This is a genomic window from Pantoea sp. Pa-EAmG (assembly GCF_030024295.1).
GTDB classification, from domain to species: Bacteria; Pseudomonadota; Gammaproteobacteria; order Enterobacterales; family Enterobacteriaceae; genus Pantoea; species Pantoea dispersa.
On sequence record NZ_JASEWO010000107.1, the window covers coordinates 1 to 16,175 of the forward strand.

The following is a 16,175-nucleotide window of genomic DNA, read 5'->3' on the forward strand; positions in this document are numbered from 1 at the left end:
TGATGCCTCTTTTCAGCATGATCTTTGGTGGCATTCTGCTGCTTTTTGCCCTGTGCATTGGACTCGCCAGCTACTTTCTGATTCAGAGCAATAATTCCCTCAATGACGCCACCGATGAGATTCAGGTGCGCATGGGCATTTCTAACAGCTCAAACCATCTGCGAACCGCACGCCTTAATGTGCTGCAGTCGGGCGCTGCGGCGCGCATCGGTGAAATGGATGGCTATCGTGCCGATCTGGCGCGCACCGAAACGCGCATTAAGCAGGCGCGCGAGGGCTTCAAAATTTATATGGATCGCAAAATGAAGACGCCGGCTGACCTGGCGCTCGACGGTCCGCTCACCACCAGCTTCAACGCCTATATTGATAAAGGCCTGAAGCCGATGATCGAATCGGCGAAACAGGGCAGCTTTGAGGGGATTGTCGCGCAGGAGACCGATGTCACGCGTAAGCTGGATGATGCCTATAATGCCGTGCTGCTGAAGGCGATTAAGATCCGCACCGAGCGCGCCGAAGCGATTAACGCCGAAGCGGCGCATCAGTCGCGCGTCGGTTTTATCGCGATGGCTGCGGCTTTTGCCGCCGCGCTGCTGCTGGTGCTGCTCACCTTCGTATTCCTGCGCCGCGTGGTGATCAATCCGCTGCGCCTGTCGGTGGGTCGCATTGAGCGCATCGCGCAGGGCGATCTCACCGCCCCCGAGCAGGCCTATGGTCGCAACGAAATTGGCAGCCTGCTGCACAACCTGCAGCTGATGCAGGCGTCGCTGGTACGCACCGTCGGCACCGTCCGTGAAGGCGCGGTGGCGATTTATCAGGGCTCCAGCGAGATCTCCGCAGGTAACACCGATCTGTCATCACGCACCGAGCAGCAGGCTTCTGCGCTGGAGCAGACTGCCGCCAGCATGGAGCAGCTCACCGCCACGGTGAAGCAGAACGCCGAAAACGCCCATCACGCCAGCCAGCTGGCCGCCGATGCGTCAGGCAAAGCGCGCAGCGGTGGTGAACTGGTGAGCGGTGTGGTGAAAACCATGAATAACATCTCCGGCAGCTCGAAGAAAATCGCCGAGATTACCAATGTCATTAACAGTATCGCCTTCCAGACCAATATCCTGGCGCTCAACGCCGCGGTAGAAGCCGCGCGCGCCGGGGAACAGGGCCGTGGCTTCGCCGTGGTCGCCAGTGAAGTGCGCAATCTGGCGCAGCGCAGTGCGCAGGCAGCGAAAGAGATTGAGTCGCTGATTGCCGAGTCGGTGGATTTAATCAGTAACGGCTCGCATCAGGTCGGCGAAGCCGGCAGCACCATGGGCGAGATTGTTGAAGCGGTGCGCCGCGTTACCGACATTATGGCCGAGATTGCGGCAGCGTCTGATGAGCAGAGCCGTGGCATTCAGCAGGTCAGCCTGGCGGTGACCGAGATGGATAACGTGACGCAGCAGAATGCCTCGCTGGTGGAGGAAGCCTCTTCAGCTGCGGCTTCGCTGGAAGATCAGGCCGGTAAACTGACGCAGGCGGTGGCGGTGTTCCGCCTGAATGATACGCCGGCTTCGCTGGTGGCTGCTGCGCCGCAGCCAGCGCTGAAAGCGCCAGCGCTCGCTCCACGTCCGACGCTGGCTGCAGCGGGCAATGATAACTGGGAGACGTTTTAAGAGGAGTGAGGTGGGGTGCGGTATTTTTCCCTCACCCCAGCCCTCTCCCGCTTGCGGGAGAGGGGGCTGTCCGCGCGGCTGTTGAGTAGGTTTTCACACAACGCTTCAGGAACAACTTATTACTAAGCATCGGCGCTGAACGGTTCCCTCTCCCGCGAGCAGGAGCACTGAACGGTTCCCTCTCCCGCGTGCGGGAGAGGGTTAGGGTGAGGGTAATCTAATCGCAAAACCACACTACCCTTCCCCCGCATAAGACTCGACAAACACGCCTTCGGCGTGATCGCTCTCATTAAAGAACCAGATCCCCAGCGGATAATCCTCCAGCGCCACCAGATACATGGTGCCCTCATTAAAGCCTTCCACAGCCAGCACAGTACCGACGCGACGTGGGCCGCCGTCGGTTTTTACCGTTACCCGGTCATTGACCTTCATTGATTTCTCTCCAGAAACAGTCCTGCGCATAGTGTAACGGAAGATAGTCAGCGCTGCCTGATCGCGATCAGCGTCGGGCGATTACCCATACCGCATGCACGATGCCGGGGATATAACCACACAGCGTCAGCAGAATGTTGAGCCAGAAGGCGCCGCCAAAGCCGACCTGTAAAAACACGCCCAGCGGTGGCAACAAAATGGCAATAATAATCCGAATTAAATCCATACTAACTCCCTGATAACCATCATAATCAACCAGCTGTAAGCATAGCTGCTTTACGCCAGAATGGGGGATGCAACGGGTAAAGAAGTGTCAAAGCCGGGCTTTTCACTTTCTTAACGTTTCCCGGAAAGACTTTTGACGCGGCACCCTCGTACACTTGTCAGCACTGCACCAACCCCAAAGGGGCAGTCAACCTAAAAGTAACAAGGATTTTTGCCCGCGCAGCGCGGGCTTTTTTTTGCCCGCTTCCCGTCCACGTCCCTCGCCCGCTGTCACCGTCTATACTTGTCAGGAATCCGTTTGCCTCCGGGAGGCTGTCATGGCTACAGCAAAAGAGTACAGCGATAACGTGCAGCGCGAAGTGAACATCGACGTGGACGCGCTGCTGGAAGCGATTCAGAAAAAAACGTCAGGTGAAGTGCAGGAGTTTATGCAGGCTGAAGATGCGCACCGCGTGAAAGTGAATGGCGAAGCGTTTGACTCCTACACCGAACTGGCCGAGGCGTTTGAACTCGATATTCGTGATTTCACCATCACTGAAGTGAACCGCTGAAATCGATTTCAAAAAAAAGACCCGGCACGCTGGCCGGGTTGAAAAAAGAATAAATTCGTTACACCAGGAAAATCTTAACACCGCTTCAGAGTACGCCTTAGCTGAAGTAAGACAAGTCTCAATTCTGCACGCAATTCGAACAAATCTGCATAATCATGCACTGCTCTTACCGAAAACATCGCGCTACGGCTGACATTCTGCATGCACAAAACGTGCAGCCGCTTCGGTATCCGGGCGGTGTTTTAAGAATTATCCTGGATAGTGGCCGCGCCGGCGGCAAGGAAAAGTGTGATCGTGATTACGCTATTATACTGATTACACGTCGCTTTACGGATGCCTTTGGGCGTAAGGAGTGTATTGATGATCCCGTTAGATTCCTCCCTGCTGATCGTGACCGATCTCGATGGTTCGCTGCTCGATCATCATGACTATAACTGGCAGGCCGCCAGCGAGTGGCTGGCGCGTCTTAAGCAGCAACAAATTCCGCTGGTGATTTGTTCGAGTAAAACCGCAGCCGAAATTATTCCGCTGCAGAAGCGGCTGGGCATTGCCGGTGCACCCTTTATTGCGGAAAACGGCGCCCGCGTCGCCTTCGGCGGGGAAGCACAGATCGCTGAAGAGCCCGGTGCCGATTACCTTGCGCTCTGCGCCACGCTCAGCACCCTGCAGGCGGATTTTCGCTTCACCGGCTTTCATGACTTTAGCGACGCAGAAGTGGCCCGTTTCACCGGCCTGACGCTGACGGAAGCCAGCCAGAGCCGACTGCGCGATGCGTCTGAAGTCATCGTATGGCGCGATGATGAAACGCGGCTCGACGCCTTCCGTGCGGCGCTGGCGCAGCATCAACTGGCCCTGACGCAGGGCGGACGCTTCTGGCATGTGATGCCGGCGGGCAGCGGTAAAGGCGTGGCGCTGGAACAGTTATTGCAGCAGTTGCAGCAGCAGGAAGGCACGAAGCGCACCACGATTGGTCTGGGCGATGGCCCTAATGATGCGCCGATGCTGGAGCGCGTCGATTATGCCGTGGTGATTAAAGGTTTCAGTAAAACCCCGGTGGTGCTGCAACGCAGCGATCATCACAACGTTTACCACACCGCTCACGTTGGCCCTGAGGGCTGGCGCGAGGGTCTGGATTACTTTCTTGCCCAACCTGAATAACGGCAGCTGACCAGAAGGATGAGACGATGAGTGATTTTTACCAGAACGGCGTAATTACCAACTTTCATAATCTCACCCACCGCAGCGTGGAGTCGCTGGAAAAAGAGATGGTGCGCTTTGCGCGCAAGCGCAAAATGGGGCTGATTCTGCCCTCGCTGTTTTCCGAGCTGGAAGGCCCGGCGCTGGATAATATCGTCAATGAACTGGCGAAAGTGCCCTATCTGGAGGAGATTGTGATTGGCCTTGACCGTGCCGATCGCGATCAGTTTCTTTTCGCGCGCGAATTTTTCTCGCGCCTGCCGCAGCGCCACCGCATTTTGTGGAACGATGGCCCGCGGCTGAAAGCGCTGGACGCCGAGCTGGATAAAGAGGGCCTGTCGCCCAGCCAGCCCGGCAAGGGGCGCAACGTGTGGTTCTGCACCGGCTACACACTGGCCTCCGACCGCTCGCAGTGCGTGGCGCTGCATGACTGCGACATCGTGACCTATGAGCGCGGCATGCTGGCACGTCTGCTCTACCCGCTGGCCAACCCGGCGTTTCAGTATGAATTCTGCAAAGGTTTCTATGCGCGCGTTGCGGACGGTAAGCTTAATGGCCGCGTCGGGCGTCTGCTGGTGGGCCCGCTGCTGCGCTCGCTGCAGAAAGTCTACGGCCATTCGGAGTATCTCGACTATCTCACCAGTTTCCGCTATCCGCTGTCCGGCGAGTTTGCCATGCGCACCCACGTGCTGAACGGCATCAAAATCCCTGGCGACTGGGGGCTGGAGATTGGCGTGCTGTCAGAGATTTATCGCAATTACACCACGCGGCAGACCTGCCAGGTTGAAATCGCGGACAACTATGACCATAAGCATCAGCCGCTGGCGGAAGAGGATGGCACCGGTGGCCTGAAACGCATGAGTAACGATATCGTGCAGTCGCTACTGCGTAAGCTGGCGACAATGGGCGTGCCGCTCACCAGCGACTCGTTCCGCGTGCTTAAGGCCACCTATTATCGCAACGCGCTGGACATGATGGAGATCTACAACCACGAAGCCACCATGAACGGACTGAAGTTTGATCAGCACATTGAAGAAGCGGCGGTCGAGATGTTCACTCAGGCGATTCTCGACGCCGGCCAGTCTTTCATCGAGCGGCCAAACGAGAAACCGTTTATCCCCAGCTGGAGCCGCGTGCAGTCGGCGTTCCCCGATATCCTGCAGCGCATCTACCAGGCGGTAGAAGAGGATAACGAGGGCAAAGTCTAACCAGCCGCGCATACCCGATTGCGACCGCCGCTTTTCGCCAGATACAGGCGGTGGTCCGCTACCGCCTGCAGACTTTCTGCATGGTAACTGCCCTGCTCAGTACTGCAGCTGACACCTGCCGACAACGTAACGCTAAAGGTGGTGCTGGCGTTGACCAGAATGGTTTTGGCCGCCAGCCGGCTGCGGATACGCTCTGCCACGCCCTGCGCCTCAGCCAGCGTGGTGTGCGGCAGCACGATACAAAACTCCTCGCCGCCGATGCGTCCGGCCACGTCGTAAGGGCGCAGCGTATGTTTGATGACGCCGGCCACGCGCATCAGCGCCTGATCACCCGCGTGATGGCCCCAGCTATCATTGACCTTTTTGAAATGATCAATATCGAGCTGGATCACCGCCAGCGGCTGTTGCTGCTGTTCGCAGCGCCGCGCCAGCGCGATAAACTGGTCGAAAAAGGCGCTGCGATTAAGCAGGCGCGTCAGGCCGTCATAATTAGCGCGCCAGGCCAGTCGCGCCGAGAGATCTTCCAGTCGCCTCACCAGGCGGAAAATCACCTGATGCGCTAGCGCCAGTAACAGCACGAACAGCAGCCACATGCCCAACAGAAACAGCGCTACCCGCCCCAGCTCCTGCGCCAGCCCCTGGCGCAAGCTCTGCACGTTGATTAGCCAGGCATCGACATTTTTTAACTTAACCCAGCTGGCCAGCTGACTGCCCAGCCACAGTGTTCCGGCCGGCTGCAGGTGAATCGCCTGCATCAGCTGGCCGCGCTGCGCGGGGGTCAATGCCACATCGTGCGGTGCCGGCAGCCGGGTGATCTCGTTGAGTGCGCGATCTTCGAGCACCAGCTTGCCCTGCAGCACGCTGTGACGCGACTGGTGCAGCAATGCATTTATTCGCTGCTGGGTGAAGTCCATCGACAACACGCCGTACCAGTGCTGATGGGCGATCACCGGTGCGCTCACCGTCAGCATCAACCCTTCGTTGAACTCCCCCTGATAGGCTTCGGTCCAGTGCCATCGCGTCTGCGGCGCCCGGCCCGGCTGCTGGTCGCGAAAATAGGGTCGCTGCGTCATGGTGGCGTAACTTTGTGCCAGCTCCTGCGCGTCGCGCGGCGGACGTGAGCTGATGTAATAGCCCGCGCGCGAGGTGTACCAGAAGCGTGAATGAAAGTCCTGCGCCTCATCGCTGAACTGCATGATAAAGCTGAACTCCAGCGCAGCGCGCAGCTCGGGCAGCAGATAAGTATCATCGCGCTGCAGCAGTGCATCACGCTCCAGCCATTCGTCGCTGACGCCGTTAATCGGCATGCTGCGCAGGTTAGCGATCTGCAACTGCCACACCGGCTGATGGCGCAACTGCTGAAAACGCTGCAGGGCGTGCTGACCATAATCGGCGTTCAGCGGGTGCGTCAGCGCGTAGCTGAGCATCCGCTGATAATAATTAAGCTCGTCCAGACTCTCCTGAAAGCGGCTATCGAGGCTGCGCTGGATCTCGGACAGCTGGGCGCGCTGCCGCTGCTGATAGTTATTTTTTAATTCCAGCGCTTCATGGACGGTGAGAAAAAGTGAAAAGAGAAAGACCGCCAGAAAACAGAGATGTACGCGCAGCGCAGGCGTCATGCGGCGTGATGACAGTGGCGAGATTGGCATCAGTAGCCAGGCTCCGGATAACAACGAATTGAAGAAGTGTAGTCAGGCGGGAAAACGGCGTACAGGCAGAGATCAGGAAAAACGTGAAAAGTGACAATGACATCGGGACGGCGCGCTGACCGTCCCGAAGGACTCAGCTGGCCAGCTGGCGCGCGGCCGACAGATGCGTCAGCTCATCACTGCGGAACGCTTCGCGGCGTACACTGTAGCCATCATACCAACGACACTCTACCATTCCGCTGGCATAGCCGGTCACCACCATGGTGGGTCCGCCCTGTTTGTGCTGAACTTCGTCACTGATTGCAAAGGTCATACCGCGCCCTCCCTTCTCACCGTTGATTGAACGGATTAAGGTATAGCAGCTGTGCGCGTTTTTTGCCTATAGGATATTGCTATTACTGTGACAAATTCGGAATAAGCAGTGAAAAATGCCGTAAATAAACAAAGCCGATAAAAGTTATTATCGGCTTTGAACGATTTTCCCGGGTGGAAAATCAGATTTTGCAACCTTCGCAGTCGGCTTCGTCGCTGATATCCGCCGGCACTTCGCTGGCTTTTTCTGCCGCTTTGGCTTCCGCCTGCTCCAGCTGTGCATCGATATCAAATTCAAACATATCGTCGTTCATCATCGTTCTCCTGACCCGTGATTAGAAATTTCCTGCTTTATACCGATTTACCGCGCAGCTTCGCAACCAGATTTACCACTAACAGCACAATCGACCCAACGATAAAGCCCAGCACCAGACTGGCGCCGTTGCTCAGCAGCATGGAAACCACGCCCGGGAAGCCGCTGCTGTACTCTTCAATGGCATGATGCAGCGGCGCGATACCGTGCACAATAATGCCGCCGCCCACCAGGAACATCGCGACGGTGCCAACCACCGACAGGATTTTCATCAGCCACGGTGCCAGCGCCAGCAGCGCGCCGCCGGTGGCCTGCGCCAGCGTGGAGGACTTCTCACGCAGCCAGTAGCCGAGATCGTCAATCTTAACGATCATCGCCACAATACCGTACACGCCGATGGTCACCAGAATGGCAATACCGGCGAGGATTAACACCTGATTGAGCAGCGGCGCATCCGAAACAATGCCCAGGGTAATCGCCACAATTTCAGCCGACAGAATGAAGTCGGTGCGCACTGCGCCTTTCACCTTATCTTTTTCGAACTGGCGCGGGTCCTGCTGCGCCAGATTATCCAGGCGCTTTTGCCGCGCTTCCGGGCTCTTCTCCGCTTTGTCGTGGTGCAGGCTGTGCAGCACTTTTTCCACTCCTTCAAAGCACAGATAGGCGCCGCCAATCATCAGCAGCGGCGTAATCAGCCAGGGCGCAAACGCGGAGATCAGCAGCGCCAGCGGCACCAGGATCAGTTTGTTGATAAACGAGCCTTTCGCCACGCCCCACACCACCGGGAGCTCACGATTGGCCTTCACGCCCGTCACCTGCTGTGCATTAAGCGACAGGTCATCGCCCAGCACGCCGGCGGTCTTTTTTGCCGCCACTTTGCCCATGACGGAAATGTCGTCGAGCAGCGTGGCAATATCATCCAGAAGAGTCAGTAAGCTGGTTCCTGCCAAAATGTCATTCCTTATTCCGGTTCGTGATCCTGACAACAGGGGCACCGCTCAATCGCCGTCACCGTCATATCGGCGATGCCCGCACAGTCCCATTCGACGCGTAACGTTTTCCCGTGCAGATCGTCGGCGTGCAGATACTTGCTCACCGGACTTTCTGTCATGCCGCTTATCTCCTCGGTGGCCACCAGCGTATCGTCCAGGTAAATGCGCGCCGTGGCATGGGCATTGACCATGCGCTCATCGCGCAGTTGATACAGGCGTCTGACCGTCAGTTTGATGCTGCTCATGGTGGTGTTCCGCGTCCCAGAGAAAACGCTGATCTAAACTGTTATGGCAGGTAAAAGCAATCACCCTGCCTTAATCCGCCCGATAGTGATGCAATCCCTGATGATCGATCTCGCTGCTGTGCGTGGCAGCCAGCAGCCACTCTTCCAGCCGCTCCACCAGCGCCTCATCTTCCAGCCGCAGTTTGCCGCGCAGCGCGCATTCCCAGACGATCAGCACCTTCCAGCCGCTTTCCTGCAGCTGCTGCACATAGCGCCGGTCACGCTCCACGTTACTGTTGATTTTGCCGCTCCAGAATTCGGTACGCGTGGCCGGCATTTTGAACAAATAACAGTGATGACGATGCCAGAAACAGCCGTGCACAAAGATAATGGCTTTGTGCTGCGGCAGCACAAAATCCGGCCGGCCCGGCAGCGCTTTGTCCTGTACACGAAAGCTAAAGCCGCGATCTTTCAGCAGCAGCGCAATACGCTGCTCAATCGCCGTATCCTGATTGCGAATGGCGCGCATATTTTTGCTGCGAATATCATGCGAGTGGACGTCTGCCATGGCGTCTCCTTTTTTGCGGGCTTCTTCAACTTTAGCGCGTTGAGGCAAAAGCGAAAGTTTGTGCGGAGCAGATTGCGAGACGCCGCGCAGCCATCGTTAATTTCCACGCCGCGCCAGGAGTGGTAGCATAGCCGCTTCACTGTTAAGGAAAAACGCATGCTTGCACTCGATCCCGCCGCGACGGCTTCGCCCTCCCCGCTCTCCGCTGATGATGACGCCACCGCGTTACTGCTGCAGGTACTGGATATCTACGCGGCCCGCGATCTGGTGGTCATCCTGAGCGAGGCCGGCGGCCGCGACTGGAGCATTACGCAGCTTAACCGTATTCGCGCGGGAAAAAGTGCCGCGCCCGCGCTGTCAGCGGCGGAGGTCGCCCGTCTGCAGGCGCTGCTGCCGTCGCGACCGGCGCATTATGACAATCCCCGCTTTCAGTTTATCGATCTGTTTGCCGGCATCGGGGGTATTCGCCGCGGCTTTGAGCAGATTGGTGGCCAGTGCGTATTCACCAGCGAGTGGAATAAAGAAGCGGTGCGCACCTATAAAGCCAATCACTACAGCGATCCCGCCCGGCATCAGTTCAACAGTGATATCCGGCTGATTACCCAGCCGGCCGGTTTGCCGGATGAGCAGGCGATTTATCAGCATATCGATAAGACGATTCCCGACCATCAGGTGCTGCTGGCCGGCTTTCCCTGTCAGCCCTTTTCGCTGGCCGGCGTCAGTAAGAAGAATGCGCTGGGTCGCGCGCACGGTTTTGAATGTGAAGCCCAGGGCACGCTGTTTTTTGATGTGGCGCGCATCCTCGCCGCCAAAAAACCGCCGTTTTTCGTGCTGGAGAATGTGAAGAACCTCAAGAGCCATGATAAAGGCCGCACCTTTGCCATTATTATGGCCACGCTGGATGAGCTGGGTTACGACGTCGCTGACGCGGCTGACGACTCATCGCCGGATGCCAAAGTTGTCGATGCGCGTCACTTCCTGCCACAGCACCGCGAGCGCATCGTGCTGGTGGGGATCCGGCGCGATACCGGCCTGAGCGAGGGTTTTTCGCTGCGCGCGCTGGCGGCGCTCTATCCGCCTGAAGTTCCGCCGCTGCACAGCCTGCTGGAGCCGCAGCCGGCGGCAAAATATACTCTGTCGCCCACGCTGTGGCACTATCTCTACCAGTATGCGAAGAAGCATAAAGCCAAAGGCAACGGTTTTGGCTTTGGCCTCAACGATCCGCGCAATCCGCACTGCTGCGTACGCACGCTGTCAGCGCGCTACTATAAAGACGGGTCGGAAATCCTGATCGATCGCGGCTGGGATCACGCGCTGGGTGAGAAGGATTTTCAGCAGGCCGCGAACATGGCGCGCCGCCCGCGCCGCCTGACGCCGCGTGAATGTGCCCGCCTGATGGGCTTTGAAGCGCCAGGCGAAGCGCGCTTCCGCATTCCGGTCTCCGACACGCAAGCCTACAAACAGTTTGGTAACTCGGTGGTGGTACCGGTGTTCGCCGCCGTAGCGAAACTGCTGCTGCCGCTGATTGAGCAGCATACGCGTCAGCGCCGCTGAAAACGCAGCCGCGCTTCACGCCCCGGTTTTCCGCCCCGCAATTTGCTTTAGTAACGCGCGATGTGCTGTTTTGCCGCACATCGCGCACACTGTCACCGGACTGTCACGCATCAAACCAATACTGCGTTTTATTTTTTGCGGAGCTGTTTGATGTCTCTCCTGTCTGTAATTTCCCTGCCGCTGCGGCTGCGACCTCGTTTTACCCTGCGTCTGCCCGTCTGGCTCTCCAGCCTGCGCAGCCAGTTCATGCTGTTTATTGTGCTGTTTTGTCTGCTGCAGTTTGCCGGGGTGCTGTTGCTCAACCAGCACGTGAATCAGACGCAACACTCATTGCAGCAGGCCAGCCAGTTGCGCGAACGGCTGGCCCTGCTGGATAAAGCACGCATTGAGCTACTCACCGCCAGCGACAACAGCCATCGTGCCGGTATTTATCTGATGCAGGACCAGCAGAGCGGTTCGGTCGACAGCTGGAAAAGCCTGGCGGCGGCGGCCACTACCTCATTGCAGCAGGCGCAGCAGCTGTTTGCTGCCTATCAGGCGAAAAACGATAGCCCGCTGGCACAGGGCTTCGTGCTGCTGGCCGGCGGGTTGCAGGAGCAGCTGAAAGGGCTGGCAGCCAATGATATCAACGCATTTTTTATGGTGCCGATGCAGGCTTTCCAGCAGCAGTTCAACGATGCCTGGTTTAGCGAAATCGAACAGGCCAATCAGCAGCTCGGCAGCGTCAACCAGCATTCGCTCAGCACGCTCAAGCAGAGCCGCAATCTGGCGCTGGCGATCGCCGCGTTATTGATGGCGCTGCTGCTGCTGGCCGCCGCGCTGCTGATGCGCGGCGTGTTGCTGCCGCTGCGTCACGCCAACGCCCAGCTGGCACAAATCGCGACGGGCGATCTGGTCGCCAGCCCGGCACCGACGCGCCGTCAGTCGCTGGAAACGCGCCAGCTGCTCCTGTCCATCGATACCATGCGTCAGGGTTTGCAGCAGATCGTCAGCGACATTACGACGGTAGCAACCCGTGTGGCGGCCGGCGCTGACGAGATGCAGCAGCATAATCAGCAGGTGATGCAGCAGCATCAGGCGCAAAATGCCAGCTTCCATCATCTGTCGCAGCGGCTGCATCGCGTGTCAGAAGAGGTGGAAAAAGGTGCACACTTCTCGCAACAGGCAACGCACGACGCGAAGTCCGCGGATGCGCTGATGCGTCACTGCGCCCATGAAGTCGACAATATGGATCACCAGATGCAGCAAATCGTCGCGGCCGCCGGCGATATCGCTGGCATCGTCGGCATGCTGGACAGCCTGTCGATGCAGACGCGTCTGCTGTCGCTTAATGCGGCGATAGAATCTGCGCATGCTGGCGCTTACGGGCGCAGTTTTTCGGTCGTCGCCAAAGAGATGGGATTGCTGTCGCAGCAGAGCGGCGCATCCACGCGGCAGATCGACGGTTTAATCCAGCACACGCAGCAGCACGTGCAGGATGGCTTTGCGAAGGTGCAGGCGCTGGAAGTGCTGTTTGCGCGGATTGGCCAGGCGGTATCGGGCGTGGTCAGCCAGCTGAATGAGCTGCAGGATAACAGTACGGCGCAGAGCCATCGCGTGAGCAAAATTGCCCGGGAAGTGGTGGAAATGAGTCTTCAGCTCCAGCAAAACGAAGCCCTGACTGATCAGCAAGTGCAGGCAGCGGCGCAGCTGAGTGAACTTTCAGCGCGACTGACGCAGCGCGCGCAGCAGTTCCGCGTTAGCTAAGGCGCAGAAAGAAAAAACCCGTCAGCGACGGGTTTTCGTATTATTTCTTTTTCTTACTTTTCTTCAGCAGTGCACGCACCTGCTTCAGCTCGGCGGCGCTCAGTTGATCGCCCGCCTCTTCAGTATGCAGGCTGTCGACGGCCGGTGGCTCAACGGCATCTAAACTGGCCTGCAGGCGGTTAACGATCTCCTGGCTCATGGAGATTTGGTTATCAGCGGCTAACTGTTTAATGTGCTCTTTCAGCGCCGGGTCAATTTTAATGGTTAAGTTAACGGTCTCGGTCATCTTCACACTCCCTCTTGATTTACAACAACGTAGCGGAAGCAGATGAAAGTTAACAGACTGTCATAAAAATTTAATATTGTGCCGGTATGGGACTGAAATCGCGTAACACGGACTCATCAATATCGGTCAGATTCCCCTGCAGTTCGGCGCACAGCTTCGCCATATAGCGGACGAGAAAATCGGCGTTGTGTTCCGCCAGCAGACGGCCGGTTTCCGTCTGCATGGTCTGCGGCAGGCTCAGCAGTTTCTTCTGGAAATGATCCAGCGTCCACTTTACGTCATCCAGTTCACGGTCTTTACCCAGCGGATCGTCGCTGTCGAACAACGGCCGTCCCAGCGCACCTGCGGTATAGAAAACGCGCGCAAGGCCAATCGCGCCTAATGATTCGAGACGATCGGCGTCCTGAACGATCTTCGCTTCTAACGTTTTTGGCGTAATGCGGGCGCTGAAACTGTGGGCCTGCACCGCATGCGCCACGCTGTCCAGCAGCGCTGAGGGGAAGTCCGGAAAATCCTGTTGCAGAATGCGGCGCGTCTCTTCCGCCGCGTAAGTCGAAGCCAGATGGCGTTCCGGATGGTTTTTCGGCAGGTTCACCACATCGTGAAAATAGCAGGCGGTCAGCACCACCAGCGGATCGGCATTGGTGTTTTGCATAATGCGGGCCGCGCTCATCCAGACGCGGCGCAGGTGCGCGATATCATGGGCTTTATCATCGTGCAGCCAGTTCAGCTGCAGCCAGCTTTCGTAACGGTGTTGCCAATGGGTCAGTGACATCGTGCTTCTCCTGTTATTGCTATTATTTCGCACCGGGTAGGGCTTGCGCCCATCATAGCGGCCCGGTGATGACACTTTCTTTACACCCTTCCCGGATGTCCAGCGCAAAAAAATGCGATCCCGATCATGTTATAGCGCTGTTAATGCCGCTTGCCCAGCCGCGATACGGTTTTCAGTATTTCCTTAACCTGTTTTAGTTAAGCCACTCTGTTTAATTTCGGTGATGCATTTCCCACTGGGTGAATTTTCAGCATCGCCAAAGGTCCAGTTTAGCCTGTCGCAACCCCAGCATTAAAACGCCCCTTTGCATAGCGACATAATCTGAAAAGATTCCCATTGCGACCGTTATAACGTACTGTATAGGGGAAATTTACGGCTCTCACCTGTACCCGAAGCCTTCGTCAGCACACTGTTTGCTTATGAGCCATTTTTAATACCGGAAGCGGCAGTTATTGCCCGATAATAAGGCGACAAATTATTAAGCAAATTGATTCAAACCCATTATGCTAATGCTCTCATCCGAGGATACGGATGTTTCGTCGAAGTTCTCCGGGTACGTGATACAACATGAGGTACATAATGAAAGAACGGCCGATTCTTTTTTCCGAACAGCGGGTGCGCGCCCTGCTGGTTGGCCAGCAAACTCAGACCCGGCGCATTATGAAAACTCAGGCGTTTGGCCCGGGACAGGATCATCATGAAGGCGTGCACGCGTTTGATGTCAGCGCTAATCATCTGCATGGCTACAAGCTGATGTCGATGGCGGACATTGGCGCCCAGTGCCCGTTTGGCCAGGTCGGCGATCGCCTGTGGGTGCGTGAAACCTGGCGGGGTCCGATTGTGCCTGAGGCGCAGCTGGCGGAATACGAGCGCGATCCTCTGCCGTTCCGCAATCCGGCATTTTGCCAGTATCGCGCCGACAGCCATGAACTTGGACAACAGGAAGAAAATCAGCAGGTCGCCGAGCAGTTTGGCTGGCAGACCGCCATCCATATGCCGCGCTGGGCCAGCCGCATCGATCTGGAAATCACGGCGGTACGCGCGGAGAAAATTCAGGACATCAGCGAAGACGACATCATGGCGGAAGGCGTGCAGACCGATTCGCACTTCCTCAATAATTTCTTCACTATGAACATGAATTCCGAATCGCCGAAAGAAGCTTACCGCAAGGCGTGGCAGAAGCAGTATGGCGCCACCAGCTGGGAGGTGAATCCCTGGGTCTGGGTCATCGCATTCCAGCGTGTGGAGCGTGAAGGCTAAGCGTTTGCCCTCTTCCGCACAGAAGAGGGCGTCATCTTTTGCGCGATTCAGTGAATCACCAGCCCTTGCCCCCTCGCCGGCGGCACAGCGCGCCCCTTTCCCACCTTGCCAGTTTGCAATCCCTGTCACAGACAAATCCGCCGCTAACAGGTTGAATAAGCGGCTTTGATTCCACGCTGGCAATTTATCGTCTGCCGCGTCAGGATATGATTTCCGCCCTGCAGAGTGAGTGACGCAATGATCAAATGGCCGTGGCGTGCACAAAAAGATGCTGCCGTGACTGCCCTGCCCTGGCAACAGGCGCTGGGGCAGCCGATCTTTTCTCTGCTGAACAGCGACGAGCAGCAGGCGCTGGTGGCGCTGGCGCAACGCTTCCTGCTGCAGAAAAAAATCACTCCGCTGCAGGGGCTGGAACTTAGCGAACTGCGCCTGGCTCGCCTGTCGTTGCTGTTTTGCCTGCCGATATTGAAGCTGGGTCTGGAATGGCTCGACGGCTTCCACGAAGTGCTGATCTACCCGGAGCCGTTCAGCGTTGACGATCGCTGGGAGGACGACAGCGGCCTGGTGCACCACGCGCCGGCCGTGCATGCCGGCCAGAGCTGGACGCAGGGACCGGTGGTGCTGAACGCGCTGGACATCCAGGACTCGTACGATCTCTCTGGTTACAACCTGGTGATCCACGAAGTGGCGCACAAGCTCGACGCGCGCGGCAGCGGTTACACCAGCGGCATCCCGGCCATCGCGCTGCGCGATGTGGCCAGCTGGGAGAAAGATTTACTGCAGGCGATGGCCGAGATTGAAGCGGAAGTGGATCTGGTGGGTGAACAGGCCGCGACCCTCGATCCTTATGCCGCCAGCGATCCGGCGGAATGTTTTGCCGTGCTGTCGGAGTACTTTTTCAGCGCCCCCGACCTGCTTGCCAGCCGTTTTCCGGCTATGTATCGCCACCTGCAGCAGTTTTACCATCAGGATCCGCTGGCGCGTCTGGCGCAGCAGGCACCGGAATCTGCTTAAATCACGATCGCTTTGCCGCTTTGCTAGCCAGTTGAATACAAATGTGTTTTTAGCGGTTGACACCCACAGGGGCTGCCATTAATATTCGCCTCGTTCCAACGATTCCTCTGTAGTTCAGTCGGTAGAACGGCGGACTGTTAATCCGTATGTCACTGGTTCGAGTCCAGTCAGAGGAGCCAGATTTAAAGAAGCCCGCTCAGGGAAACCTGAGCGGGCTTTTTGT

At 57.4% G+C, this 16,175-nt stretch carries 18 protein-coding genes and 1 tRNA gene; 9 read left to right on the forward strand and 10 right to left on the reverse strand.

Features of this window, described 5'->3' with window-relative positions:
* Positions 1-2 precede the first annotated feature (2 nt).
* A complete protein-coding gene (locus tag QMM04_RS14530) occupies positions 3-1,646 on the forward strand; it encodes a methyl-accepting chemotaxis protein (RefSeq protein WP_282996418.1) in 1,644 nt (547 codons plus the stop codon).
* A gap of 234 nt (positions 1,647-1,880) precedes the next feature.
* On the opposite strand, the gene dsrB is transcribed toward QMM04_RS14530, so the two are convergent.
* Both dsrB and QMM04_RS14540 read right to left on the reverse strand, forming a co-directional pair.
* The gene (dsrB, locus tag QMM04_RS14535) at positions 1,881-2,078 is read right to left on the reverse strand and encodes a protein DsrB (protein ID WP_282996419.1); all 198 of its coding nucleotides are present in this window, start codon (positions 2,076-2,078) and stop codon (positions 1,881-1,883) included.
* A gap of 67 nt (positions 2,079-2,145) precedes the next feature.
* Entirely contained in the window at positions 2,146-2,304 is a 159-nt protein-coding gene (locus tag QMM04_RS14540; RefSeq protein ID WP_021509855.1) for a YqaE/Pmp3 family membrane protein, read from the reverse strand.
* Positions 2,305-2,620: 316 nt separating this feature from the next.
* Between QMM04_RS14540 and QMM04_RS14545 the strand changes: the two genes are divergently transcribed.
* The 3 genes from QMM04_RS14545 to QMM04_RS14555 all read left to right on the forward strand — a co-directional run bounded on the left by QMM04_RS14545 (position 2,621) and on the right by QMM04_RS14555 (position 5,259).
* Positions 2,621-2,854, forward strand: coding sequence for a YodD family protein (locus tag QMM04_RS14545; RefSeq protein ID WP_058757390.1), 234 nt, complete (start codon positions 2,621-2,623; stop codon positions 2,852-2,854).
* A gap of 360 nt (positions 2,855-3,214) precedes the next feature.
* Complete coding sequence (locus QMM04_RS14550) at positions 3,215-4,012, forward strand: mannosyl-3-phosphoglycerate phosphatase-related protein (protein WP_021509853.1); 798 nt, start codon at positions 3,215-3,217, stop codon at positions 4,010-4,012.
* Between the two features lie 26 nt (positions 4,013-4,038).
* Positions 4,039-5,259: a hypothetical protein gene (locus tag QMM04_RS14555; RefSeq protein WP_058757388.1), complete on the forward strand. Its 1,221-nt coding sequence runs from the start codon at positions 4,039-4,041 to the stop codon at positions 5,257-5,259.
* On the opposite strand, the gene dgcQ is transcribed toward QMM04_RS14555, so the two are convergent.
* The 6 genes from dgcQ to vsr all read right to left on the reverse strand — a co-directional run bounded on the left by dgcQ (position 5,256) and on the right by vsr (position 9,317).
* Entirely contained in the window at positions 5,256-6,908 is a 1,653-nt protein-coding gene (dgcQ, locus tag QMM04_RS14560; RefSeq protein ID WP_282996420.1) for a cellulose biosynthesis regulator diguanylate cyclase DgcQ, read from the reverse strand. The two genes, QMM04_RS14555 and dgcQ, sit on opposite strands and share 4 nt — an antisense overlap.
* A 133-nt stretch (positions 6,909-7,041) precedes the next feature.
* Positions 7,042-7,221, reverse strand: a complete 180-nt coding sequence (locus QMM04_RS14565) for a DUF2158 domain-containing protein (RefSeq protein ID WP_010618657.1) — start codon at positions 7,219-7,221, stop codon at positions 7,042-7,044.
* Positions 7,222-7,402: 181 nt separating this feature from the next.
* Entirely contained in the window at positions 7,403-7,537 is a 135-nt protein-coding gene (locus QMM04_RS14570; protein ID WP_254919505.1) for a hypothetical protein, read from the reverse strand.
* A gap of 34 nt (positions 7,538-7,571) precedes the next feature.
* Positions 7,572-8,483: a DUF808 domain-containing protein gene (locus QMM04_RS14575; RefSeq protein ID WP_059009623.1), complete on the reverse strand. Its 912-nt coding sequence runs from the start codon at positions 8,481-8,483 to the stop codon at positions 7,572-7,574.
* A gap of 11 nt (positions 8,484-8,494) precedes the next feature.
* Positions 8,495-8,770 (reverse strand): hypothetical protein, encoded by a 276-nt coding sequence (locus QMM04_RS14580; protein WP_021509848.1) that lies wholly within the window; start codon positions 8,768-8,770, stop codon positions 8,495-8,497.
* 70 nt (positions 8,771-8,840) lie between these two features.
* Complete coding sequence (vsr, locus tag QMM04_RS14585) at positions 8,841-9,317, reverse strand: DNA mismatch endonuclease Vsr (RefSeq protein WP_058757385.1); 477 nt, start codon at positions 9,315-9,317, stop codon at positions 8,841-8,843.
* 156 nt (positions 9,318-9,473) lie between these two features.
* Between vsr and dcm the strand changes: the two genes are divergently transcribed.
* Together dcm and QMM04_RS14595 are read left to right on the forward strand one after the other, a co-directional pair.
* Positions 9,474-10,871, forward strand: a complete 1,398-nt coding sequence (gene dcm / locus QMM04_RS14590) for a DNA (cytosine-5-)-methyltransferase (RefSeq protein ID WP_136546297.1) — start codon at positions 9,474-9,476, stop codon at positions 10,869-10,871.
* A gap of 150 nt (positions 10,872-11,021) precedes the next feature.
* A complete protein-coding gene (locus QMM04_RS14595) occupies positions 11,022-12,617 on the forward strand; it encodes a methyl-accepting chemotaxis protein (RefSeq protein ID WP_159377225.1) in 1,596 nt (531 codons plus the stop codon).
* A 40-nt stretch (positions 12,618-12,657) separates the two neighbouring features.
* On the opposite strand, the gene QMM04_RS14600 is transcribed toward QMM04_RS14595, so the two are convergent.
* Together QMM04_RS14600 and QMM04_RS14605 are read right to left on the reverse strand one after the other, a co-directional pair.
* Entirely contained in the window at positions 12,658-12,903 is a 246-nt protein-coding gene (locus QMM04_RS14600) for a hypothetical protein (protein ID WP_021509844.1), read from the reverse strand.
* A gap of 70 nt (positions 12,904-12,973) precedes the next feature.
* Positions 12,974-13,678, reverse strand: a complete 705-nt coding sequence (locus tag QMM04_RS14605) for a phosphohydrolase (protein WP_058757381.1) — start codon at positions 13,676-13,678, stop codon at positions 12,974-12,976.
* Between the two features lie 579 nt (positions 13,679-14,257).
* Between QMM04_RS14605 and QMM04_RS14610 the strand changes: the two genes are divergently transcribed.
* The 3 genes from QMM04_RS14610 to QMM04_RS14620 all read left to right on the forward strand — a co-directional run bounded on the left by QMM04_RS14610 (position 14,258) and on the right by QMM04_RS14620 (position 16,131).
* On the forward strand, positions 14,258-14,938 hold the full coding sequence (locus QMM04_RS14610; protein WP_058771148.1) for a hypothetical protein: 681 nt from the start codon (positions 14,258-14,260) through the stop codon (positions 14,936-14,938).
* A 237-nt stretch (positions 14,939-15,175) separates the two neighbouring features.
* On the forward strand, positions 15,176-15,952 hold the full coding sequence (mtfA, locus tag QMM04_RS14615; RefSeq protein WP_166711580.1) for a DgsA anti-repressor MtfA: 777 nt from the start codon (positions 15,176-15,178) through the stop codon (positions 15,950-15,952).
* A gap of 103 nt (positions 15,953-16,055) precedes the next feature.
* Positions 16,056-16,131, forward strand: a tRNA-Asn gene (locus QMM04_RS14620).
* Positions 16,132-16,175 lie beyond the last annotated feature (44 nt).

Coding starts and splice junctions, on each gene's coding strand:
- QMM04_RS14530 (WP_282996418.1), top strand. CDS start 3: ATGCCTCTTTTCAGCATGATCTTTGGTGGCATTCTGCTGCTTTTTGCC.
- dsrB (WP_282996419.1), bottom strand. CDS start 2,078: ATGAAGGTCAATGACCGGGTAACGGTAAAAACCGACGGCGGCCCACGT.
- QMM04_RS14540 (WP_021509855.1), bottom strand. CDS start 2,304: ATGGATTTAATTCGGATTATTATTGCCATTTTGTTGCCACCGCTGGGC.
- QMM04_RS14545 (WP_058757390.1), top strand. CDS start 2,621: ATGGCTACAGCAAAAGAGTACAGCGATAACGTGCAGCGCGAAGTGAAC.
- QMM04_RS14550 (WP_021509853.1), top strand. CDS start 3,215: ATGATCCCGTTAGATTCCTCCCTGCTGATCGTGACCGATCTCGATGGT.
- QMM04_RS14555 (WP_058757388.1), top strand. CDS start 4,039: ATGAGTGATTTTTACCAGAACGGCGTAATTACCAACTTTCATAATCTC.
- dgcQ (WP_282996420.1), bottom strand. CDS start 6,908: ATGCCAATCTCGCCACTGTCATCACGCCGCATGACGCCTGCGCTGCGC.
- QMM04_RS14565 (WP_010618657.1), bottom strand. CDS start 7,221: ATGACCTTTGCAATCAGTGACGAAGTTCAGCACAAACAGGGCGGACCC.
- QMM04_RS14570 (WP_254919505.1), bottom strand. CDS start 7,537: ATGATGAACGACGATATGTTTGAATTTGATATCGATGCACAGCTGGAG.
- QMM04_RS14580 (WP_021509848.1), bottom strand. CDS start 8,770: ATGAGCAGCATCAAACTGACGGTCAGACGCCTGTATCAACTGCGCGAT.
- vsr (WP_058757385.1), bottom strand. CDS start 9,317: ATGGCAGACGTCCACTCGCATGATATTCGCAGCAAAAATATGCGCGCC.
- dcm (WP_136546297.1), top strand. CDS start 9,474: ATGCTTGCACTCGATCCCGCCGCGACGGCTTCGCCCTCCCCGCTCTCC.
- QMM04_RS14595 (WP_159377225.1), top strand. CDS start 11,022: ATGTCTCTCCTGTCTGTAATTTCCCTGCCGCTGCGGCTGCGACCTCGT.
- QMM04_RS14600 (WP_021509844.1), bottom strand. CDS start 12,903: ATGACCGAGACCGTTAACTTAACCATTAAAATTGACCCGGCGCTGAAA.
- QMM04_RS14605 (WP_058757381.1), bottom strand. CDS start 13,678: ATGTCACTGACCCATTGGCAACACCGTTACGAAAGCTGGCTGCAGCTG.
- QMM04_RS14610 (WP_058771148.1), top strand. CDS start 14,258: ATGAAAGAACGGCCGATTCTTTTTTCCGAACAGCGGGTGCGCGCCCTG.
- mtfA (WP_166711580.1), top strand. CDS start 15,176: ATGATCAAATGGCCGTGGCGTGCACAAAAAGATGCTGCCGTGACTGCC.